Raw genomic sequence first — 22,669 nt, 5'->3', positions numbered from 1 at the left:
TTGATGCCATATTCTTTTAAATATCTTACAGCTGCAGTTACTACTTTATTATTAAATGACCATTCTCTTTCGTCAGCTGGGCTTCTTTTCCCCGGTGTATGCATTCCATGTCCTGCGTCAATAGCTACTTTTGCCATTATTAAACCTCTCCTTTTATTTTCTGTAATATAAAAAAGGCACCCGTATGAGCGCCTTAATCAACGTTTGTTTACCTTATTAAGCATCGTCTCTAGGCTTTTTGTAGTGCCTAGCTTGCTTACTATCGCTTAATCCTTTGGTAGTAGGATCATTTACAATACCTAAAATAACCAACACGCCAAATACAGCATTAATAAACTTGGTTGCTTCTGCGTTAATTAAGTCTGCAGCAAGAGTATAACCAAACCACTCACCCACAATTTGAGCCAATAGAATAACTGCAGATACTAACGCAATCCAAAATGATTTTTTTTGTAATCTTACTTTCCAATTGATTTTCATAGAAAAATCCTCCTTGGTATAAAATATTAAAAAAACGACTTGCCCGTTTGGACTAGACGCTTAACTCTCCATATTGTCAATTCTTTTATGAGCCTGCTTGCTACTTTCTTCTACTCTGGTAACTCTTTCTGATAAATGAGCAATGTTTTTCTCGTTGGCTTTTAAATCTATTCTTATATCATCAACTCCTTTGCGTATATACCCAAGTTCTGAACGAACTTCTGCAGTATCTCTTGTATCAGTTTTAATTGATTTGGACTTGTTTAGCTGATAGCCTAAATAACTTACCACAAGCCCTAAAATAGCTACTACAATGCCAAGTTCTACTGTCATGTTTACCTCCCTGCATAAGACATAAAAAAGCACCTCGTTTGAGATGCTTTGAGATTTTATAAAATTATTCACTTAACTTGTTTAAGATAAATTCACCCTATTCAATATCCATCTTTAAATTATTTATTTCGCTATCGATTTCTTCCTTTAGACTTTCTAAAGAATCCAATTTGTACTTTAACCCCTCTCTTACTGTTGGAGACAAATCCTCGTTTAACCAATTCCTTATTTTGTCAGCATATAATTTATATCGTTCCAGATCTAGTTCCCTGTTCTCTACTAACAAACGAATGGAAAGAGCGTGGATATTGCAAAGATTCATAGTTATCGATTTCTCCTAGCAAATTTAAGTATTGTGATAGTATTCGTATAGGCGTTAACTTATTTTGAGCCATGTTTACACCCCCTCATCAAACATTATTCCTGCGGTGCTACTGGTGAATTTTTATTTAATGGTTTTACAAATCCGCACACAGTTTCATCCTGTCTTGTGTCTGTGATTTTGTATGCCATATATCGATCCGGATCCGACTCAACAGTAGCTATTGACAATTCATATACCTCCGTATTCCTAATTAGGGGAGGGTATTTGCCGTGTTCTTCTTTTTTCACTACCTTAATATTGCCTGTCATCAAATCCAACTGGACAACATATCTATACATTTTGCCATCTCTTACTCCTGATACATCGTGACTAATATTATTTTCTTCGTAATAATAAGGGAGACCACCTATAATCGCATTTCCACTTGATAAACCTATATAATTAGCTGTTGCAAAAGATGGCTCAAGCCCACCTTCAAAAATCCCATCGGATAGTTTCAAGCCACCATTTATGATCGTATTTGCTTCTTCTAATTCATACTCAATTTCTTGCAGTCCTTCTTTGGTAACAATCTCATGCCATTTATTCCAACCACTAGTTGTTTTCCCCCTATAGAAAGCTCTATATCCATCACTAGTTATCGCAAATTGTGAAGCATAATCACTACTTCTTTGAAAGTGATAACCATAAAATGCCTTGCCTGTACTAAATGGCTTTGTTCCACCTGTAAAACCATAAAATCCTGTTTTATTAACAGTATCAAAATTTGCAGATCGAGCATTAGAGCCTATACCAAAACTTTCTATCCATACTTGCAATGCGTCTATTTTTATTTCAGAACCTCTTTCTGTTTCTATCTTTACCCAATCTAAAAATCTATCTCCTTGAGTATCTACACCTCTAGTATATAAACCAATATCTTTTCCATGGCATATTTGGAAAGCCCTAGTATTGTGATTCTTTATTGTTGTTACTGTACCATAACCAACAGGGAATCCATTATTTAATCCATCTGAAAACTCAAAAATAGTAATTCCTTTAGGATACATATTTGGAGGTATGGAGCCATCTCTATATTCAATAATATTTATAAATTCACTCGTCACTTTGTCAGTCGAAGCAATTGTAAGCCAATTGGACCAAACAGTAGACTTCCAAGATCTATAAAATATTTCGTTACCTCCCGCATCAGTTATCATTTGTACTATCCTATCAGAATAAGAAGTAAAAACGGTTAAAGTGCAATATCTAGAAGGAGAGTTTTCAATATTTTCTCCAAGAGCATATACGCCAGGGTCTTTAAAATTATTTAAATCTACGCCATTAAATCTTGTCGTCCTCAATGGCATTTGCTTTACGTTATCAACATTGCTTAAGCCTACTTGTTCTTTGGTTACATTGTGAGGATTACTAGTATTGTTGACATGAGAATCAAATTCAACTTTCGATGCTTGTTTTATATTATCAACATCTCCAAGTCCTATATCTGCTTTTGAAGGAGTAGGAGCTAGCTTGTCAATAGCTTGTTTTGTACGTAATGGTGTCATGAAACTGTGATTATGGCTACCAGTTTCTGCTTGTGACTGAGTAGATGTTCCATAATTATCAACATTCCCAAGTCCTACTTGATTCTTCGTTACCCCATGTGGGTTTTCTTTGTTGTCAGCGTGCTCTCCTATTGTTTTATGTGCATCATCAATACCGCTTTCCCATCGATTTGCATCATCCTCAGTAACAACATCATCAAATTCCCATGACTTTTTGTCAAAAACCAATTCTACCCCTCCCTCACTTCAAATGATTGTAGTATGACGGTATCTGAAGTAATCGGTACAACTACGTCATTTGTACTTATAACTTCACCATCTTCATTCAAAAGATCAATTATCGTAATCGTGTCAATACTTCCATGTTTCACTAATATTTCCATGGATACACAACAGCCCTGTACTTCTTTAACAACAAAACTATTGATTATATACGAGTTATTTAGTCTGACACTTGTTATTTGTTGTTCAATATATCTTGCTACATCGTTTATAAAAGGTTGCTTAATCAAAAATGACCACCTCATTTTCCCTATCAGCCCATGGGGTACTGCCTAATTTCCATGTTGTTCCAAGCCTTGTATTTCGAGTTAAAACTTGTTTTTTACCTGTTTCTTTTATTAATAACAGTTCTATAATTGAAGTTTCTTGTTGATAAAGTATATTAGCTGGTTTAACGGTATTTATCGTATACTCCATTTCCCGAAACAGAAAAGCATCGTCAATGCTAGTTGTTACAGTTAAAATAAACTCCTCTGGATTAACGGTTACATGCGACCTTCCGACTCCAAGTAAAGTATCTAATTGTTGCTGTAAATAGCGTTTTGTAAATGGTGGCTTTGTTTGATAGCGATTCAATATTCTTATTCTTCTATTCTCTAATGATTCGGTAGATGGGTCCGCAATAATGTTAAGCATTTTCTCCCGACGCTCAATGGCTTTTAATGTAGCTGTCTCAATAAACTGATCATCTAATGTTTTATCTATGTTCTCAGCTAGTTGATTAAACTCAAATTTTTCTGTTTCAGTTAATGCCTGGAACTCTCGAATACCATGTAATAGATCAGGAAGACGGCTAAGAAGTCGATTCATATAGAAACACCCCTTCTAGCATTGGAATATTCACAGATACAATCTCAATATTCGCATCCTGTCCATTTAAAAGTGTATCTGAAACATCTAGCACACCTGATACATTTAATATTCTTGCTTCAATTTGGCTTGTCCTAACTACTAAATTTGGTTCATTCTCCCATGTTTTTCGTAAATCATTCATATATTTCTCGCAAATTTCTTTGATGTTATCTTCTACACTTCGCACTGACACACCACGTTCTAGCGCCAAAGAAGCTTGAATTTCTATTGGAGTCTCTTCTACTGCCTCAATGGTCACTACATGCCCAATTGGAGCAACACCTATTCCTTGTCCTTTATTTACTTCTGGATCCATAGTTTCCTGAATAGATGAGACCAGTTCTTTTGATGGCTTTAAGTAATCTGCACCAATAAACACGCATTTTACTGTACCACCACCATTCCAAGTAGGGAAAACTTTCGTTCCACCGACTCCTGTTATTGAATTAATTTTATGACGGTAATCAGCTATATTCCCACCAAATGCAGGTTCATTAACCATTTGATAATGACGCGTTCTTAATGATTCATCGGATTCTTCATCTTCACCAGCTGCAATGATGTCTGTCATGATGGCACGCTCTAACCCAGGAATAGTGTTTAATGATAAAAGAGCACCACTCGGTAGGTTTCCTTTCACTCCCAATTCTTCACAAGTTAATGAAAATTGCCCTGCAGATATCCTTTCTGTTGCCATATAGTGCAAATCATCAATAAAAAAACGACTTCCTATTGGTATTTCAAAAGGCGTGTCGTTTTCTCCATAGAAGAACCCTCTTTTTACTGCTGCTGTTGCTCGCTTTCTATTAATCCCAAATTCCGCTGTACGTCTTTCGAGATATTCTCCTTCTGCAGTATCTAAAAATGCTAAAGTTGGTATTTGATTCATCCAAATATAACTCATCGCAAGTTCAGCTGCTGCAGGAGCAAGAGCATTCCATATCACACTATTTTCGCGCTTATCTATATCAGCAGGAACACGTTCAAGCATGCGCTCTAGTATAGCTTCATAGCTTTGTTCTTCTTCCAAACTAAAGCACCTCCTCTACTTCTATTTCTCCATCGATGGAGGTAACTGTAAATTTAACATGTATTCCTTCTCCGATTCTTTTTAGTTCAAAATCTCCAACACTATTTATTCGTTCATCATAGATGAGCGCTTCTTCTACAAGTCTAGGAATCTCCATTTCAATGAAATCAACGCTGACTTCTTTATCTGATAGCAATTCATCTATTTCTGAACCAATCTCATCTGAATAGATAGAGTGTGCAAATCTAGGAGTACGTAAGGCCATATAAATGTATTGTTGTATAGCTTCTAATCCATATATTATTTCATTCGTTACTTCCCCTTTTTCAAAATCAATACGATAAGTACGTGATGTCTCCTCTTTCAATTCATCTTCTGTAAAATCTTCAAAATCAAGTTCTGGTGACAGCATTTTTTCACCACCTAGAATTTATCAATAATAAAAAATGATTGCCCTCCTTGAATAACAGCAACCATCACCTTATCACCTGTTTGCAAAGCATTGGAGAACTGAATCGTTGCATGGTTAAGTGTAACTGAATGAATGTTGTGCGCATGTTCAGGATCTCCCGCTAAGGTCATTTTTTCTCCTACACTTCCTGTCGATATTGTTGCAGTTCTTGTATGCTGGGTTAGATGTCGAGCGACATGAATAAAATCGCTAGGAATAATTAATTTATCATTTTGCTTCAAACGTAATTGAACTGGTGATGTAGAATGAATAACACCTTCAACGAATTGCAATGGTTTACTTGCATCTACAGCTTCTTTTGCCATCTTTTTAATCGTTTGCCCTATACTCATCACAATACCGCCCTTGTATTTCTTTGAATTAATTTCAATTTCATATCGTGATAATCACCTTTAAAATAATGTGTGTCAGTATCAACAAAACGAGTACCCTTCACACCTATTTCATTTTCTACTACATAAATTGGCTGTCCACTGATTATTTCAGGTATTCCTATTGCAGTAACTTCTAGATTCTTTTGAATACCCTTTTTCTCATTAAGAAGGCTACCGGCTCGAGTATTTAACTGCGCTCGATTGATTTTGTCCGTAACTCTTTCAAAATGCTGCAGCACCCCAAATTTTTTACGACCACTTTTATCTGATACAGTCACGGAAATAGTTCTATTATCATCTCCACTAACCAATTTAACTTGGGTAGCTGTTTCCTCAATAGAAGTAGCATAATTATAATCAATTAAGTTTACCCCTGTTTCCAATACCCATTGATTACTAGAAATTTTTTGTTCACTTAGTATAAGTTTTCCTTTCTCGGAATAGAGATTATACCGTTTTCCGCTTTGCTTTTCAGTATTAACTAAAGCTCTTAAAGCAATATCATACAATGTCGTTTCATTTGTATGAACCTCGTTTAAAACTACTCCTGTATTTGAAACCACACGATATGGTATTTGAAAGTCGCGACAAATACGGCTAATAATTTGATCTGCACGTCGATTATTGAATACATACACATCTTTATTAACCAGTAAATACTGCAACATATCATATGCCACTAAATTTAATAGTCCACTTTTGGATTTGTTCTTGCTAAAAACAGTTCCTCGAAATAATTCTTTTCCTTTCCATTTAAAAAGAACCGTATTTCCTTCTTCAATTTCTGTATATTGTAAACCGCCTTTATCTGTATAAAGAATGCTGGCCATTATTTTTCTTGCTGCTTTATACCTTTGACCAGACCACGTAATGGATTGAGTAGGTATTTCTACCATTTCCCCTGTTTTCACTAAAAATAGTTCAATCACAACATAAACACCTTCTTTACAAGGATTTATCAAGGAATGCGTAGCCGTTGGCCGGGATAAATCCAGTGGCCTGGTTGTCTAAGGTTCCTTTTATCCCGTTTCACCATCATGGATTTATTAGCATTCCATATCTTTCGCCACTTTAGGCTGTTACCATAATATTTTCTAGATAAATCCCACAAGGTATCTCCACGCCTAACAGTATGGCTTCTTGGTTTAGGCCTTGGATTAGGTCTTTTTGGCTTCTTCGGTACTTTGACTTTAATTTTTCGAACAGATACAAACTTATATTCTTTTAAAGTAAGATCATAATAGATGTCCTCGACCGATCCGCCTTCTTCTCGGTAATTAAAGTTTTCAATAGATACCGGAACGTTAATTTTCGTCTTGGTCACTACTAAACGAAGTGGTTTCTTTGACTTTTGCCATCTATCAATTGTTTGAACGTTTTCCCAAGGAGTTGGGAAGATGTTATATTCTACTATTGGTGTTTGGTGCTTAGGAAAAAATGATGACAATTGAATCTTTTTAGGCGCAGGATCCTGAATGACAGTTACCTCACCTAAATTAGATATATCAATGGCTTCATTTTTATTTCCAATAGATAAAGAAAGAGATGACGGAAGTACTGGTAATCTTAACCTATCCTTATTATCAGCTGTTGATATCCATATTTCATAAATACTTTTAGTCATAAACTACCAGTTCTCCCCCCTCATTGTATTCTTCATCAAGTAATTCCTCGATGACTCGTTTAACTTTACTTGTTAATTTATCCATGTCGGAATCACCATTAAAATGATTGTCACCAGTAATTTGAATAATGATATCCCGAATTCTACCAGCTGACGTGGAATTTTTACTTCTTGTTCCAATAGCAGCTGATACTTGATTAGATGCCACTCGTTTGCTTTCTCTATGCGATAGAACTTCTGAACCTCTTGGTAAATTAACAAGCTCAGGACCACGTTCACCTACCCAAGCTGTTTCTGCACTTCTCAAAGGTCCTTTTGTTCCTTTCCAATAACCACGATAAGCACCACCGGAAGCCATAGATTTTATCCCAGGAACATTAAATACGTTACCGTATCTGCTTTTAATGTAGTTTATTGCAGCTACAGCGTTATGGACAGGGTTAAAAATATCGTTTAATCCTTTCCCCTTAAACGCGTTGAAGGTTGGTCCTATTGTTTGCATAAGGCCCTTCGAAGGTATACCGCGCTTTGCATTAATATCCCAGTTATTTTGCGCCTTTGGATTACCACCAGATTCCTTCTTGGCGATAACGCTTAATGGTGCAAGCCAAGACGACGGAACACCTGTAATCATCATAGCTGCTTGAATCCACTCACTAATGTTTCCACCAATAGACCCCATTCCAGCAAATGCCGCAGCAAGAGATCCTGCCTGTTTTTCGGCAAACTTCTTGACGTCAACAGCTCCTAGCCCTTTTACAATACCAAGGGAAGTAAATTCACCTAGTCTTTCCATAACCCTTGAAGGAGAATGGATACCTAACTCTTGTTTAAATGTTCTTTCTACTTGTTTGGCTAAATACTTTGCAGCTTCTCTAACTTGTCCGCCTTTTGACCTTATGCCAGATATAAATTCAGCTGCTGTACCTGAGCCCCAACTACTTCCTTTTGCTTTTGTTTCATTAAAAGGAGTATGAACATTAGTGATTAAATAGGGTTTTGTTCCAGTTTGTGTTGCATTTTGACCAGCTCTAAACCCAGCAACTGTACCTGTTCCCCATTGCGAAGCTCCACCTTCTATTACTTTAAAAGGAGTTTTCACCTGTCTGTTTAGATAAGCTGTTGTATTGGTTGGTGTCGCATTTTGACCAGCAGAAAATGACGTGACGGTGTTAGCGCCATAGCCAACAGCTTGTTTAATCACGCCTTGCATTGGGGTTTCTATATTATTTTTCTTCCAAGTGCTGATAGGAACAACGTTGCCGTTTATTCCTGTAGCAACTGCATTGGTGAATGATTCACCGTACAATTTAGCTTCTTTGTCCATTCCATGAACAGAAACAGAGTCAACATTGACAGAAGCCTGAAGCCTTTGAGAGTCAGGAGTTTTCACCGAAACGCCAACTTGACCTCCATTTGCATATGGACGAACACCCAGCATTTTTCCCGTTTGATTGTACAAATCCATTGCTCGATCTCTTCTATTTGGAGATAATGGAATAATCATTTCTGGACCAGCTTCACCGACTAAACCAAGATGAGGTCTATTAATGTATCCACCGTTTGCATATTCAGGTGCTTGTTTCATCCTGACCGAAGTAGTGCGAGTCCTGTGATTACTAACGGTTTTAGGATTTGCTTTTTGGCGTCCTTTATTAAAGGACTCACCCAAGTCGTTAGCCATGCCCTTAATATCTCCCCAAGCATTTGCAGCCCAACCTTTAACAGTGTTCCACTTTCCACTCCACCAGTCCTTACTAAATAGAGTTTCGCTTATTTTATTCTTCGCGGCATTCCAAACAGTTGTGAATGTATCCCATTTATTACTCGTCCAATCCTTAACTGATTGCCACTTACCTTTCCACCATTCACTACTAAATAGGGTGTCTTTCATTTTTGTTTTAACTGAACTCCAAACGACTTGAGCAGAGTCCCATTTGGTTTGTGTCCATCCTTTTACGGATTCCCATTTACTAAGCCACCAGTCGCTACTAAAAACCGTTTCGGAAAACTTGTTCTTGACGGAGTTCCAAATAGAAACAGCAGAATCCCACTTTTCAGCCGTCCATGTTTTAACTGACTCCCATTTACCTTGCCACCACTCACCACTAAACATAGTACCAGCAGTCAATTCTTTAACTGCCTGCCATTTCTCCGACCACCAGTCACCGCTAAATAGGGTCGATTCTAAGTAACCGTAGACGTAGCCCGCTTGTTCTGCCCACCAACTAGCACTAAAAATGGTTGAGGTGGCGGTCTCTTTTACGCCATTCCATTTTTCAGACCACCAATCGCCATTAAATATAGTACTTGAAATGGTTTCTTTAACTATATTCCATGTTTCATTAGCATTGGTCCATTTTTCCGCTGTCCAGCCCTTAACACCTTCCCATTTCTCACTCCACCAATCTCCACTAAACAAAGTGCTAGCTATTTTTTCTTTTGTTTTATTAAATGAAATTCCAACAGATTCCGCTGCTTCTCCAGCTTTTGTTTTAATAGTATCCCAGTTATCACCGAGCCAACCACCTAGTGCTTCTCCACCAAATGAACCAGCAACACCACCGAGAACTCCTCCAATTGCCGTACCGACTCCTGGAACAACAGACCCGATTGCAGCACCTGTAGCCGCACCGCCAAGTCCACCACCTAATCCACCAGCAGCTTCCGCTTTCTTTCCTTTAGGAGCCGTTAAAATGGATAGACCTCCTAAAACCGCCCCTAGTACAGGAATTTTCTTTCCAAATCTAGCTATATTAGAAGCACCTTTTCCGAACCCTTTAGGTATTTTGGAGAATACAGAAGGTTTCTTATTAGGTCTATTTAATTCAGGCTTCTTCCCTTTCTCAAACCATGGTTGAGTATAAACAGGCTTCTTCCTTGATGTTGCTGCTTTTTTCAATCTTCCACTACTTGATGGAGGTTTTGGTCCTTTACCTTTCTTAAACCACCCAGATACTTTTTTACCAGTTTTCCAAATGCCGCCTGCTACCTTTCCAACACCTTTAATACCAGTCATTAATGGCGTAAGGACCAAAGAAGCAATTGATGCCGCAATCACTGTTGCTATACCTGCGCCAGCAAAACCTTCCAAACTTGGGTTTTTAAACGCATCCGCCCACATGGAACCAATGCCTTTTATTCCTTCTTTAATGCCCCAAACCATCCCATCAAAGATCGCAGCGCCAACATCTTTGCTTACATCTGCTAACCATGTACGCCCTGTTTTATCCCACCATGCACCTAAATCATCCATGATGAATTTAACTTTTCCTACAAAGTCGAGCTTTTTAAAATCAGGATTTTTAAAATATTTTTCAAGTTTTTCAAGAGAATTATTAGCTTTTTTTACACTCCAAGTAATTCCATCACTTATAAATTGACCAAATTGTTCAAAACCTTTTCCTTCAACAATACGATTCAAATTTTCAATTAAAGGCTTGGCGGCAGCTAACCCTTCTTTTCCAAATTCTGTGAACTTCAATTTTGTTGTATCAAGCAATTTTTGCCAACGCACATAACCAGTTCCATTAACTTTTTCCAAGTACTCCTGACTATATCCCATATTGGTTATAACTTTGTCAACCGCCTCTAATTTTTTCTGTAGAGATGGAGCATTTTTTATTGATTTAAGCATAGTTTTTGGTAAGTTAAACCTCTCAGCCAAACTCACTATATCTCCTGATAAAGCTTCACGTATAGAGAAAGAAGCACCTTCCATTCCTTCTGCCGGGTTAGACGCAGCTAACCTTTCTGTAATATCAACAGCATATTTCAATTCTTTTAAGTTCTTTGTTAACGGAACGAACGCTCTCCCGGATCCAAAAAAATCTTCTTGACTAAACATGGAATTTGCACCAGCATTGTTTAGAAAACCAAAAAACTCTTTCGCTGCTTTTTGATTCTTACCAAAAAGACTTGTAACCTGTACTTGAGAAAGTTCCATCCTTGCTGCGGCTCCTAATGTGGAATCTAAGAATTGTTTTCCACCGAGCATCGAGATACCAACAGTTATCATAGACGGAATAGAAAATAAAGCATTTTTAACAGAGCCTATAACATTAGTAGCCCGATCTATTGCTCTAATGGTGAAATTTCGATATGCAGGCAAAGCTGTCCGTGTATATGCAGCGATACGCCCGACCGTTTTGCTCGCAATGTCAATAGCGCGGACAGAATAGTTATAGCCTTTTCCCAAAGAACGACGTGCATAGTTTGAAATACGATGAATTACACTAGTAGCCCTGTCTCTCGCTTCAACAAGAAGATATCTTGGCTTAGCTAAATGTCGGTTTAAATACCGTTTCACATTCTCCATAACAGTCTTTGTTTTGTTTTTCGCTTCGATTGCAATTGCCCAACTTTTAGGCATTCTACGTTCCAGATATCTATTTATACCTTTAGCAGGTTTAGTAAATTTATCTGCCATTTCAATAGTAATGGACCGCTTTTTCACCATATGCTTATCAGCATAAGAGGTTATGCTTTTCATCTTCTTTGTTGCTTCATCTCTCGCTTTTAGAATCATTGGCTTTTCTAAACTTCGCCTATACTTTTCAATGCCTTCCAAATTTCCTTGTAATGCTCTCAACTTTTTGGATATCTTATCTTGCATATCAAAACGAGCCGTTAACTTCGCCATTCCATAGTCACCCCTTTCTTATTGTTTATTCTTTCCGGCTTCTTTCGCTCGCTCTTCCAAGTGCAAAGAAATGGATCCGTACATAAATGCCTTGAACTCCCTTGGCAACTCGTACATTTCAACTAATTCAGACGGAGAGTAATGCAATTCATGTAAAGCATAATGCAAGAACACTGCATCTTTATCCCCATCTCTTATAAGTTTTTTGCTGTTTCTTCCAAATCTTCAACAGACTGGTCAAAACCATTTACATCTGACACTTTTGAAATCCATTCCGAATATTCTCCAGCAACATGAAGAACCTTTTTGGCAACCTCTACTGGGTCTTCCGTTTTATAGGCCTTACGTAGTTCTTCAGCTTTAAAATTTGGATACACAGTTGTTTCTACTGCAATCCTAGCCATAAATCTAGATTGATCTACTTCTTTACCAACAACGCGATTTTTCCGTACAATGTTCCTCATACTCATTTTTTCAATTTCATCTACTCTTTCAGTAGAAATGGGTTTAAAAACAAATGGAATTAAATTTCCTGCCTTATCCTTAAAGCGTGTAGAAATCGGTGCCTTTACCTCCTCTACAACTTCTGCTTTGCCCGGCATAAAGAATGATAAATCTAATACTTGTTCTTGATTTTCAGCCAATTTATATCTCTCCCTTTATAGTTTTTATTAAGTAAGAAAAAAGAGCGATATGCATCGCTCTTTGATTAATCGAATGTAGACTTCAGTTCCTCTGGTAAGTCAACATCCTCAAAAGTAAATGGTACTTCTTCTTCCAATGCAGCTGCCTCCACGTCAAGTCCAGCAACCTTAGCACTATCAAAGTTTACTTCATACAGAGTAACTCGCTCCGTACCTCTTCCGGATGTTTTATCATCAAGTACTGCTTGCAACGTAAAATACGGATCCACACCTGTTTTCACATAATTAATCATGATTTTAACCATTTGAGATGTAACTTTATGCAAAGTCATTGTTCCTGATCCACTAGCGCCATTTGTTTTATGCCCCATCATACGGCGTCCCATAATTGGCACTTCTTCTTTATTTTTTTCAACATTTGCTTCAAATGATTTGATATGAGCCATTTCTTCTCCTTCTAAGAACAAGCGGCCTTCTTTTCCGCTTATAACGTCTCTAGATCGTAATCCCATGTGATTCACTCCTTTTTAAAAAATTGACTATTCGGCAACGACTGTAAAATAAAACTTCTCTGCGCTATCGACAGGTTGTACTCCAATTTGGGTAGCAATTCCATCCCCTGCAGAAGTCAACTTGATTATAATGTCCTCACTAGGGTCGAAATTCTGAATAATATTGTTCTCTTGCAATTCATTCAAGTAAATAGAAATTGCTGCTTGTACAATTTGTACTCCATCTCCGTTAGCCGGAATATCTTGTCCAATATTTTTTCGATTTTTAATAGCTTCTTTTAAACTGCGAGTAATATCGTTATTAATCGCATCGAGAATACGTACAATTTTGTTTTTCCGCATCTTGCTTGTGCCTGTAATCGAGTTAATATCTTGTTCAACTGTTACGCTCTTATCTCGCGGATTAAAAGTGAACAAGAATTCTCCTCTTTGAAGTCGCTGCTCTATTTGATCGTTGTCAAAGCGTGGTTTAACATCAACTGCTCCCTCGTACTCCATAAAAGTAAGCGACTGTTGCAGAGTAGCTCCAGCACTTGCTCCTGCAACCCATGCTACTGTTTCCGGAACAGTCAATTCGCGATCTGTTAATACTACCGCATTGGTAACATTAATAATTCCTTCATAGTTCCCTGGATAATTTGGCAAAACACCTTGCACCTTAACACCTTGCTCGTCGCGCAGACGGCGAATGAAAGATACAAAAGTAGTCTTTATTGCTTCATCATCTACTGGTAACCCAATAGTATCGAAATACTCTGATTCAGCAGCACTGATAAAATCAATGTAATCTTCACTCGTAATCGTTCCATTTGATCCACCTGTTAGATTTGTACCTGCAGTATCTTCTAAGACACCAGCACCCTCAAATACAACAAAGTCATTAGATTGCAATTCGTCGAATGAAGAAACTACCTGCTTATCAACTTCACGTAGACCAAAGAATGTTTTTACATCCTTTTTAGTCTCATCGAGCACGTTAGGTTCCACAACAACATGCAACTCATTGCCTTTGATACCACCATAAGCAGCAGTAACCTTTTGCGATTCACCCAATGTAGCGGTTGCTTTTTCTCCTTCATTCACACGATAAACAAGCACTGTAGCACTTTTCTTTTTGGCCTCACGAAGCAAGCCCATGGTAGGGTCTGATATATCCACCCCTAGGCGTTCTCTTGCATCATTTTCACCGCTAATTTCAATCATTTCTTTTGATTTTCCCCACCCAAGGACTAAAGGGAGGGCTACTCTACCACGATCACCTGTAGAGATTCGTTCATTTGCTTTCATCTGAAAATTAAAATAAATGCCGGGACGTACTTTTTCAACGCCAGGCGTAAATGTTCCACCATTCATATTACTTTACCTCCCTTTTAAGATAGCTTTGAATCAACTTCTCCGCTTCTCGTTTTGTTGATGTGTGTTTTTTTGTATTAAAAAAAGCACCATCGAAAACCTCTGGCTTTACACCGAATAGTTTGCGACTGTGCTTTCTTAATTCAGTCAAAGAAAATTCTGGTTCCTTGTAAGCTGTTGAAGTGACAGAGGCGGATGTTTCTTTTTTCACTTCTGCCTGCTTATTCTGTTGCTGTTTTGCAGCACTCATTACTTCACCCCACTTTCAAATTCTAGATATTGGATAGCTGGGATCTCTGGTTGATGATAATAATAGCGACTATCCCAATGCAGAATGATGTTGGCCACCCCTCTATCTCCGATTCTTACCTCTACCCTTGTAAAACGGATATAATCGCCCGTTTCTAATCCTTTAATGTCTAAAAGAGGTATAACATTTCGATTACCATTTATCTTCTCAGCAATATTCTCTGCTTCTCTGTAAGCTTGTTTTGAATCATGATGAAATAACTTAATAGATAAGTTATAAGTTTTCATGTATGTTTGATTACTATCATTGCCATCAAAAACACGTGGGGATGGGAAATACATGGATGGTACCACAAAATCTGTCGGTACTTCCAATTCGTAAATCTTCACCGGAAACACCTTATAAAAGAATCCCATAATAGAACCTATTTCTGGATTCAACCAATCACCCCCCTTAAAAATGTGAATCAAGCCACTTCTGAAGCAATCTGTCTAAACTTTTTTCAAACATCTTGTCAAAAATAGCCAATGCATTATCCCAATAACCAGATCCATCTACCCATTGAATTTTTAATAGCATACCTGTTTCTCTTTCACTCGGGTCATATTCGAATCTGTCACCCTTCCAGCGACCAGGAACCCAACGCCTATCCTTACCAGAGTTCGGATCAACAGTGAAATGGCCATCATTAGCAAAGCTTGCATAATTAACATTGGTACCAACTTCAAGCGATAATCTATCACTTGATATGGACCACATATTTTCCTCATCGCTTCTGCTAAATGAGTTTAATAGCCTTCGAGTATCGACCGTTTCTGTACGGATAATCTCATCTTGAATAAGATCAAGAAACTGCATCCCCATTCCTTCAAGCCATAACCCTAATTGGTCTGCAAAAACACCATCAGCCGCTTCTTTGACTGCTGAAATGAATTCCTGTAAGCCTTCAATTTCAAAACTCATAGATTGTCTCTCCTAATCAGCACGACTTCTTGATGATGGTTTCTTATTTTACGTGGTTTTTGGGTCTTATAAGCAACTCTATCCCATATAACCTTGCTATTCGTCCTAATATCTTCGGTTAACAAAAAATGAACAAGCCATGCTTCTACAACTTCTGCGTTCGGCTCACCTTGAACAATCGATTGGCTTTTAGAAACAAAATAACACTTAGTCGCTTTAACATCTGGAACTTCTTCGTAATAATATTCTTCTTGCCTATCTTCTGCAGGGATACCAAAACCGCTATCATCATTAAACTTGGTTTTTAAATGGTAAATATCACATTCATGCGTTAATAGTTTTTCATAACTCATATACCTCTCATCCTCAAAAACACACCATTAGTCTTTTTTTCATCTGCAGACATGAAAGCATTAAGCAAACCAGAAACATCTGGCATAGACAAGCTACTTCCATCGGAAAGAGTATAAGAATAGTCCCCAATCTTTTCGGACTTATAACCTTTCACAATGGATTCATCGCCGTTAACCAATGCATAAAATTGAGCCACTTTTAATAAGGCAATCTCCAATTCGTCTGGAAGTTTTTCATATTCCTTTAATGGCTTTTCAATTTTTGAGTTAACATAAGTTACCGCTTCTAAAATATCCATTTTGAGCTGCGTTTCAGGACGATTTTTCACTGATTCAAAGGTGCTGTAATTCTTTACATCTTCAGGAGTGATAGACATTAGTTATCGCTCTCTTCTGGTTTTTCTTCCTGCAACTGCAGAATTAGAGCGATTCGCTCATCTTCATTGTTTGTTTCTTCAACATTACCACCCAAATTCTCAATAATAGCCTTTTGCTCTACAGCATTAAACTTTTTCAAGGAAGATGTGGTGAATGTTTCAGGTTCGTTTTCTGGATCCTTATTTTCTTCTGTTTCTTCCAATCCTCCGCCGCCGTCATCTGTATCAGTCGGGTCGTTATCACCTTTCTCAATCTCTAAATCTTGGAATTTTGATAACAATTCATCCGAGTCATCAACTTCAACAGGTTCATCGGCATAAAAAAAGCGCCCTTTGCCTATATGCAGGACACCCCAAGGCGCTTTATATTGTACACTGGCCATAGAAAACACTCCTTTCTTAGAGATTGTCACCAGTCATCCATGCTACTGCAGGAATTTCACGAACAATTGCGTCCAAGTAAGCATAAAGAACATGGTACGTTGCATCCTTAGCTGCAGCAGTCGCTCCGTCAGCAGTACGGATGTAGCGTAATTGACGAGTAAATACAGGCTTAAGGTTGCTTTTTGGAGTTAATGCAGCAAACCCGTTCTGCATTTCAGCAACAACTTCTACTGGATATCCAGCCAAGCGAGTAATTTTCCCGTCTTGAAGCACGGCATCACCGTAACCAGTTTGACGTTCAGAAACCAATGAAACAAGCTTATCATTCGTTGCTTGAGTAAGGAACCATGTAATATCCGTATGGCTCTTATAACGTTCTGGCAGAACCTGAATGTGATTAACAAAATCCAAAATGGTGAGCTTTTGATCAGCCAAATCAGTTTTGTTATTAGATTGCTTCATTTTCTTTACAAAGCCATCAAGAATACCAAGAAATTCCGCATCTTCCGTTGCAGCTGTATCACCATTAAAGATTAAATCCTGTAAATCTACAGCAAATTGGCTTTGGATCATGTCAATTACTTTTTGTTCAGCGTTATCCCCACGTGCTGACTGCGAATAGAACACATCATCATTTTGTAACCATTCATCCCAGCGAACTTTACGAACTGCATAAGGAATCTTGCGGTTATCAATAGAATCAGTTCCTGTCGGTTTGTCATCCTTCCCAGCTTGGCGCAATTTACGACGACCAACACTCAATACATCGAGATTGCCAGCTGGAACATCACGATAAATAGGTGATAAAGACGGCAATGTTGAGGCGTTATTAATCGTATCGACCAAAAACGCTTCTGCGTCTTTAACAGCCATTGGAATATCAATATTTTTCTTAATGGAAGCAATGGCTGTTTCTTTGTTAATAATTTCTTGATTAGTTTTCATTATTTTTTCCTCCTCTTAAATAAAGTGGCGCATATAAGATGGGCCTTCATTTTTCTGAACATTGGTTGGCTCTGTGTCCACTTGATTAGAAACCCCTCGCGCCTTTTCTACAGTCTCAAGGCGCTTAGTAATCGGGTCTAACTTTTGGTCAAGCACTTCCGAAAATTGTTTCATTACATCATCTTCCAGATTATCGTCGTTCCCTCCACCGTCCTCTTTTTCAATATCATCTAATCGCTTGGTAATCGGATTTAGCTTTTCATCAAGCATTTTTTCAATATCCTCTTTTTTCACTTCATCTTCCTCCTCATCTTGATTTATTAAGTCATCTAGCATGGCATGCGCATCTTTAATTTTGTTCATGTTAGCAGTTGAGATTTTCTTACCGGCTTTTGCAATGGTTTCCGGTTTATTTTCAAGCGCCTTTTTTATGTCTCCTGATTCTTTAATTTCTTGAAGAATATCTAAAAACTCTTTCACGCCTTCTTCAAGCCTTTCAAAATCAGTTATGCCAACCGTGGGATTATCCCACAAAGAACCAAAGAAAACCTCTTCTAAACCATCCCATGCAGACCAAAGATTACGCCGGTTTTGATTACGTTCATAATTATCTCTAAGTTCACCTTTCTGAACCTTATCACCAGTAAAAAAGCTTTTCAGAACATCAAAAAAGCCTTTCATTTCCACGTCTTGTCCTTCATCAGACTTAGAAACAGGCTTCTTATTTTGTCTTTTATTCTGTTTTTCAATTGTTTCAGCAGTGCCGGCCATCGAATAACCAGTGATTTCTCCCTTTTTTATCTCTTTCCAAATCTCATCACTAGCTTTAGTAACAAGCACCCATGAACCTTTTGTTATAGTTTCATCTCCAAGTTCAAAGTCTGCAGGAGCGATATATGATTCCACAACTTCACCCACACCCGATTCAAAATTATGTTGTGTATCAATGTTTCGAGCATCTTTGATAAAACCGTGAGCTGCTTTTTCGATGGAATCAGCAGTCATAAAGTCACCGTGTGAATCTTCAACATTAGGCTCATAGACAACACCATAAACCAATTGTTGTTCCTCATCTTCTTTATTAATAAATAGCTTCACTTCTTTTTGAAAGTCGGGTTGCTTATCCGATTTAGTGAAGAAGAACTGCTTTTGATTTGCGCCTTTGTCTACATATGACACATGAGTGATATTTGCATTAATTAATTCTCTAGGCATCTATTGTTCACCCCCTTTCGATGTATTAGGTGATTTGCACAACTTTCTTTGTCCAATACTTTAATTAGTTTTGCTATATCTCTAGGTTTACCTTCATATGTTTCATAATATTCACCAAATGAACGTGTATATTCCACAAAAACCCCCCTTAAGCTAAAATATAGCCAATAATTCTAACATCTGGATTTCTTTCTAAACGAAACTCATCATCATACGCATTAGTTAAATATTCCACTTTCTCTTTTAGGCCTTGGTGGTTAGTGATAACTTCAATTGCGCCTGTTGGCAATTTAACTGCAGTAACCAAGACATTAGGTTTAAAATCTCCAGCTTCTTTTATAAACTTTTGCTTTAATGTCAATATTCTTCCCCTCCTAACTATTTAATTCCTTCAATCGTCCTGCCTTATAGTTTCTTTTCCTCTTTCCTTAAAAAAGAATAAAAAATAGCCCTCGCTTATTTTTTCAATTAAGCAATGAGCTATTTATGCATGTTCTCCTAATAAATCAAGTCGATCTTGAAATGAGTTATCATAATAATCTTGTTTTGTTTTATATTCTTTTGTAGCATGCGGTCCTCCATCCGCCCTAAAAAAATAGCCCGTGAACGTTCCATCTGGATTTTCTTTGACCCCATTTAAACCTATAGGTTCGTTAAATTTCCCACTAACTTTTGAGTTTTTATTCATTAGTTAACACCTCTACAATCATTTTTAATTTTCCCCCTTCTTTTACAGCACTTTTTACAGTATAACGTGTTCCTTTATCAAGTAGAAATTCTTTTTCATTATCAAATTTACTAATAGCATTAATAAAGGCACCGTTTGATCCAGCGGGAACATGAAATGTCATTTCAATCCCTCCCGAAAAAGCTCCATTAAAAGAAACATCCCTATTTAGCGAGGTACTTACAAATGCTTTTTCACTTAACTCCATACCCTCCAACATTTCAAAAGGTATATCATAAATGTTTTCAGGAATCCCTCTATAAGTGATTATATCTTCTTTTAAATCAAATTTCCGTAAACCATCGGAAATACTTTGAATGGATTCTTGCAAATCTTTTTCATCTATTTGTCCAATTTTTCCTGTGCGTAAATATTCATTTATTTGTTTATAACTACTACCAGTATATTCATTAATAGCACTTTGTTCACCAATAGTAAGGCTTTCCAACCATGAGGTCGATACCTTTTCTTCCCATTCATCAATATCTAATATGGAAGTAAAAACTTTATTATTAATTATATCATTATTTTCTGAATTGGTCGAACCACCCCCACCCATTTCATCAAGCGCTTCTTGTCTTAACTTTTCTTTTTCATCTTTAGATAACCCCAATATATCTTCATCAACCACAGGTCCTAACACACACCCACAATGAACACGATTTTTAGCAGTGAAAGATGGATCTCGTGGATACAATCCTGATTCTCCGTCAACATAAAAAAAGTCATCGACAGGAATAGTTACTCCGTCCATGGCCATATGTGTCGCTCTTGGATTTATTTTCTTCGCCCCACTATGCTTCCATTTCTTTTCTTTTACAGCTGGGCTTTGCTTAAATGATTCGTAGTGTGCTCTACTCGATGCCGTTAATATTTCTGTTCTTGCCGTTGCTCTAGCTCGATTGCGATTAAATTGTGGCATTTCTTTCATCCGTAATTCTGCTTCCGCTATGGAATCGCCATCCTCAATAGCTTGTAGCAATTCGTTTTCTAATGCTTTATGCGTATTCAATTGCATTAGCTCCGCTAAATCTTTTGACCAATTTTGGATCCAATTAGTTGTTCGTTTTGATAGGATTTCAAACGGAACATCCTTATCAATGGATTCCATCATGAGTTTTGCTAATTCCTCGACGGTCAGTTGCAAAAACTCAGCCGTTTCCTCTCCGAACTCCTCTGCAAATTCATCCGCTGCAAAAAGATCACTTTTGAGAAACACAAGGAAGGCTTCTAGCGTTTGTTTATCATCTTTTGATACAAATGTATTAAAGGCATTTAAAAAACGCTTGCGTTGTGCCCTTAGCAATCTAGCAACGGTTCTCTCGTAATCCTCTATGATTGCAGGCAATTTATCGAGTCCAGGGAAATCAGGAACAACGTCCTCAATGTTCTCTTCATCATCTACCTTGGCAATGAAATCATTTAGACTCTTAATCAATTTATCTATCTTATGCATTTTTGTGCAACCCCTCGAGCACATCACGCATATCTTTTAATAGGTCGATAAGGTCCATTTGTTTTTCCTTCGATTTTTGGATATCAATTACACCAGCTAACGGATTATTAGCACTTTGCAACAATACTTGCAGCGGAAAGTTATATTCATCTGGGAATGCTTCAACTCTCTGACCAAGCACTTGGCCAAGAAGTTCACGTAAGTCATTAGGAGCAACTCCTCCAGCTTGAATAAATGGATCCAGCACCTTTGCAATTTCTACAGGGTCGTGAAAATCCGCTGCTTTAACGGATAACCTTACGTATTTAAATCTTAACGGTTCAAGGAATAACGTATTAAGCGCTCTTGCCAGGGCTTTTCTTTCAGGTTGAAACACTTGCTCTTCCGTAACCTTTCTAGCTGTGTCGGCTGTCGCTCTGTTAAAGTCCTGGGATTCTCCTGTATAAAGTGGAGGTAATCGGAAAGACGACCTTATTTTTTGTCGTGTTTTCTCGTCATATTCTAGAAAAAGGGCATCCTGCTGCAAGATTTCTGCTAACGATTTGATTTCAACCTTTGCAGGCGTTATTTTTTCATCGCCATTAATGATTTTTTCCTCTGTAATCCCTTCCGCTTCTAACAGAAGAAATTTATGAGCGTTTTCAGTACCTGTTAAGTCATTCATGTAATCTTGCAAGGCTTCATAGGACGTGTCATCAAGCTTCCCATTCGATACAGTTATTGCAGCTGGAATATGTCGGCCATTCGTAAAATACGTTAAGTTTAATTCTTCGGCTTTCCTAGCACCGTACAAACTAATGAGATTACCGATCCATCTCGGCTTTCCATAGGTACCAGAACCAATCTTCATATGATATATCTCGGTAGCTCTTAAATTTTCTGGTGTACTATCATCGAATTTGCCTGTTGCTGAATTCATTATTCTTGGATCTCCATATTCTTTAAAGTAAACTTTTTTATTATCGACCATCTGAACATACTTCCTGAATCTTTTCCAGCGTGTTACTTTTTTCTCTTGGCCATTTTCCAACATAATGTATTCAACTTCTTCGGGAACAGTCTTTTTACATACCCTCATGTATTGTGTGTCGGCATATTCAATGCCAACAGGTCGCCCTATTCCATCTCGAATGATTTCAAGATAACCATTGCCTGTCTTTTCACGATCATCAAGAGCGTAACCGATAATAACTTCTGGTGATTCGTCCATATTTAAGTAACGAATAAATTCATCAAGCCTCGTCCACTCCGATTGCGCTTGCTCTTTGATTTCCTTTTGAATTTCATCCGAGTTAATATCAATCTTGTAATCCGCTTCAATGCCAAATTCAACAATATTCGTTTTGTAAGCATCCACACATTGCTGAAGAATGGATGAATACTCACCAATCATCTTTAACTCTTTTAAATTAAATGGCGGCGGTAATATTTCACCGTATAAATTAAAAAAGTCGTCTTTATAAAGCTGTTGAGTGTTCGGCGAAACGGAAGCCTTGAACACTTTCGCTCTTACAGTTGTTTCTGACAAG

General features: G+C 37.7%; 29 protein-coding genes. All 29 read right to left on the bottom strand.

The genetic code is table 11. The features are described 5' to 3' along the window. Positions 1-216 precede the first annotated feature (216 nt). On the bottom strand, positions 217-480 hold the full coding sequence (locus tag D1839_RS05450) for a phage holin (RefSeq protein ID WP_120379019.1): 264 nt from the start codon (positions 478-480) through the stop codon (positions 217-219). Positions 481-540: 60 nt separating this feature from the next. Continuing rightward, complete coding sequence (locus D1839_RS05445) at positions 541-813, bottom strand: hypothetical protein (protein WP_120379018.1); 273 nt, start codon at positions 811-813, stop codon at positions 541-543. A gap of 97 nt (positions 814-910) precedes the next feature. Beyond that, a complete protein-coding gene (locus tag D1839_RS05440) occupies positions 911-1,135 on the bottom strand; it encodes a hypothetical protein (protein WP_120379017.1) in 225 nt (74 codons plus the stop codon). Positions 1,136-1,230: 95 nt separating this feature from the next. Continuing rightward, positions 1,231-2,913 (bottom strand): pyocin knob domain-containing protein, encoded by a 1,683-nt coding sequence (locus tag D1839_RS20295; protein ID WP_199689977.1) that lies wholly within the window; start codon positions 2,911-2,913, stop codon positions 1,231-1,233. A gap of 2 nt (positions 2,914-2,915) precedes the next feature. Next, positions 2,916-3,197 carry a ketopantoate hydroxymethyltransferase gene (locus D1839_RS05430; RefSeq protein WP_120379016.1) on the bottom strand — a complete coding sequence of 94 codons (282 nt, stop codon included), beginning with the start codon at positions 3,195-3,197 and terminating at the stop codon, positions 2,916-2,918. After that, entirely contained in the window at positions 3,190-3,777 is a 588-nt protein-coding gene (locus D1839_RS05425) for a putative phage tail protein (protein WP_120379015.1), read from the bottom strand. The genes D1839_RS05430 and D1839_RS05425 overlap by 8 nt, the downstream gene beginning before the upstream one ends. Next, positions 3,761-4,849, bottom strand: coding sequence for a baseplate J/gp47 family protein (locus D1839_RS05420; RefSeq protein ID WP_120379014.1), 1,089 nt, complete (start codon positions 4,847-4,849; stop codon positions 3,761-3,763). Before D1839_RS05420 ends, D1839_RS05425 begins: the two co-directional genes overlap by 17 nt. A 1-nt stretch (position 4,850) precedes the next feature. Then, positions 4,851-5,261: a DUF2634 domain-containing protein gene (locus D1839_RS05415; RefSeq protein ID WP_120379013.1), complete on the bottom strand. Its 411-nt coding sequence runs from the start codon at positions 5,259-5,261 to the stop codon at positions 4,851-4,853. A gap of 11 nt (positions 5,262-5,272) precedes the next feature. Continuing rightward, positions 5,273-5,653: a DUF2577 domain-containing protein gene (locus D1839_RS05410; RefSeq protein WP_120379012.1), complete on the bottom strand. Its 381-nt coding sequence runs from the start codon at positions 5,651-5,653 to the stop codon at positions 5,273-5,275. Then, positions 5,653-6,624, bottom strand: a complete 972-nt coding sequence (locus tag D1839_RS05405; protein ID WP_120379011.1) for an XkdQ/YqbQ family protein — start codon at positions 6,622-6,624, stop codon at positions 5,653-5,655. Before D1839_RS05405 ends, D1839_RS05410 begins: the two co-directional genes overlap by 1 nt. Positions 6,625-6,653: 29 nt before the next feature. Beyond that, on the bottom strand, positions 6,654-7,319 hold the full coding sequence (locus D1839_RS05400; RefSeq protein WP_120379010.1) for a LysM peptidoglycan-binding domain-containing protein: 666 nt from the start codon (positions 7,317-7,319) through the stop codon (positions 6,654-6,656). Beyond that, positions 7,312-11,961, bottom strand: coding sequence for a transglycosylase SLT domain-containing protein (locus D1839_RS05395; protein ID WP_120379009.1), 4,650 nt, complete (start codon positions 11,959-11,961; stop codon positions 7,312-7,314). Before D1839_RS05395 ends, D1839_RS05400 begins: the two co-directional genes overlap by 8 nt. An 18-nt stretch (positions 11,962-11,979) precedes the next feature. Further along, a complete protein-coding gene (locus D1839_RS05390; protein ID WP_162985782.1) occupies positions 11,980-12,135 on the bottom strand; it encodes a hypothetical protein in 156 nt (51 codons plus the stop codon). Between the two features lie 20 nt (positions 12,136-12,155). Next, positions 12,156-12,605 (bottom strand): phage tail assembly chaperone, encoded by a 450-nt coding sequence (locus tag D1839_RS05385; protein ID WP_101933419.1) that lies wholly within the window; start codon positions 12,603-12,605, stop codon positions 12,156-12,158. Between the two features lie 65 nt (positions 12,606-12,670). Then, positions 12,671-13,117 (bottom strand): phage tail tube protein, encoded by a 447-nt coding sequence (locus tag D1839_RS05380; protein ID WP_116277198.1) that lies wholly within the window; start codon positions 13,115-13,117, stop codon positions 12,671-12,673. Between the two features lie 27 nt (positions 13,118-13,144). Beyond that, entirely contained in the window at positions 13,145-14,470 is a 1,326-nt protein-coding gene (locus tag D1839_RS05375) for a phage tail sheath family protein (RefSeq protein WP_120379008.1), read from the bottom strand. A 1-nt stretch (position 14,471) separates the two neighbouring features. Beyond that, positions 14,472-14,720, bottom strand: a complete 249-nt coding sequence (locus D1839_RS05370) for a hypothetical protein (protein WP_199689976.1) — start codon at positions 14,718-14,720, stop codon at positions 14,472-14,474. Then, a complete protein-coding gene (locus D1839_RS05365; RefSeq protein WP_120379007.1) occupies positions 14,720-15,160 on the bottom strand; it encodes a phage portal protein in 441 nt (146 codons plus the stop codon). Before D1839_RS05365 ends, D1839_RS05370 begins: the two co-directional genes overlap by 1 nt. 13 nt (positions 15,161-15,173) lie before the next feature. Further along, the gene (locus D1839_RS05360) at positions 15,174-15,683 is read right to left on the bottom strand and encodes an HK97 gp10 family phage protein (RefSeq protein ID WP_120379006.1); all 510 of its coding nucleotides are present in this window, start codon (positions 15,681-15,683) and stop codon (positions 15,174-15,176) included. Next, complete coding sequence (locus D1839_RS05355) at positions 15,680-16,036, bottom strand: DUF3599 family protein (protein ID WP_120379005.1); 357 nt, start codon at positions 16,034-16,036, stop codon at positions 15,680-15,682. The genes D1839_RS05360 and D1839_RS05355 overlap by 4 nt, the downstream gene beginning before the upstream one ends. After that, positions 16,033-16,413, bottom strand: a complete 381-nt coding sequence (gene yqbG / locus D1839_RS05350) for a protein YqbG (RefSeq protein ID WP_101933413.1) — start codon at positions 16,411-16,413, stop codon at positions 16,033-16,035. Before yqbG ends, D1839_RS05355 begins: the two co-directional genes overlap by 4 nt. Next, a complete protein-coding gene (locus D1839_RS05345) occupies positions 16,413-16,796 on the bottom strand; it encodes a hypothetical protein (protein ID WP_120379004.1) in 384 nt (127 codons plus the stop codon). Before D1839_RS05345 ends, yqbG begins: the two co-directional genes overlap by 1 nt. A 16-nt stretch (positions 16,797-16,812) precedes the next feature. Further along, positions 16,813-17,742, bottom strand: coding sequence for a phage major capsid family protein (locus tag D1839_RS05340; protein WP_120379003.1), 930 nt, complete (start codon positions 17,740-17,742; stop codon positions 16,813-16,815). Positions 17,743-17,757: 15 nt separating this feature from the next. Continuing rightward, complete coding sequence (locus tag D1839_RS05335) at positions 17,758-18,957, bottom strand: XkdF-like putative serine protease domain-containing protein (RefSeq protein ID WP_120379002.1); 1,200 nt, start codon at positions 18,955-18,957, stop codon at positions 17,758-17,760. Next, entirely contained in the window at positions 18,942-19,094 is a 153-nt protein-coding gene (locus D1839_RS05330) for a hypothetical protein (protein WP_158589608.1), read from the bottom strand. The genes D1839_RS05335 and D1839_RS05330 overlap by 16 nt, the downstream gene beginning before the upstream one ends. 11 nt (positions 19,095-19,105) lie before the next feature. Next, positions 19,106-19,318, bottom strand: coding sequence for a hypothetical protein (locus D1839_RS05325; protein ID WP_120379001.1), 213 nt, complete (start codon positions 19,316-19,318; stop codon positions 19,106-19,108). Between the two features lie 123 nt (positions 19,319-19,441). Continuing rightward, a complete protein-coding gene (locus tag D1839_RS05320) occupies positions 19,442-19,645 on the bottom strand; it encodes a hypothetical protein (protein ID WP_120379000.1) in 204 nt (67 codons plus the stop codon). Then, positions 19,638-21,140 (bottom strand): ADP-ribosyltransferase, encoded by a 1,503-nt coding sequence (locus D1839_RS05315; RefSeq protein WP_120378999.1) that lies wholly within the window; start codon positions 21,138-21,140, stop codon positions 19,638-19,640. The genes D1839_RS05320 and D1839_RS05315 overlap by 8 nt, the downstream gene beginning before the upstream one ends. Continuing rightward, on the bottom strand, positions 21,133-22,668 hold the full coding sequence (locus tag D1839_RS05310; RefSeq protein ID WP_120378998.1) for a phage portal protein: 1,536 nt from the start codon (positions 22,666-22,668) through the stop codon (positions 21,133-21,135). Before D1839_RS05310 ends, D1839_RS05315 begins: the two co-directional genes overlap by 8 nt. Position 22,669: the final 1 nt, after the last annotated feature.

Origin of the sequence: Roseburia sp. 1XD42-34 (assembly GCF_009917385.1) — a bacterium.
Lineage (GTDB): Bacteria > Bacillota > Bacilli > Bacillales > Amphibacillaceae > Virgibacillus.
This window is presented reverse-complemented; position numbering and strand designations above follow the sequence as displayed.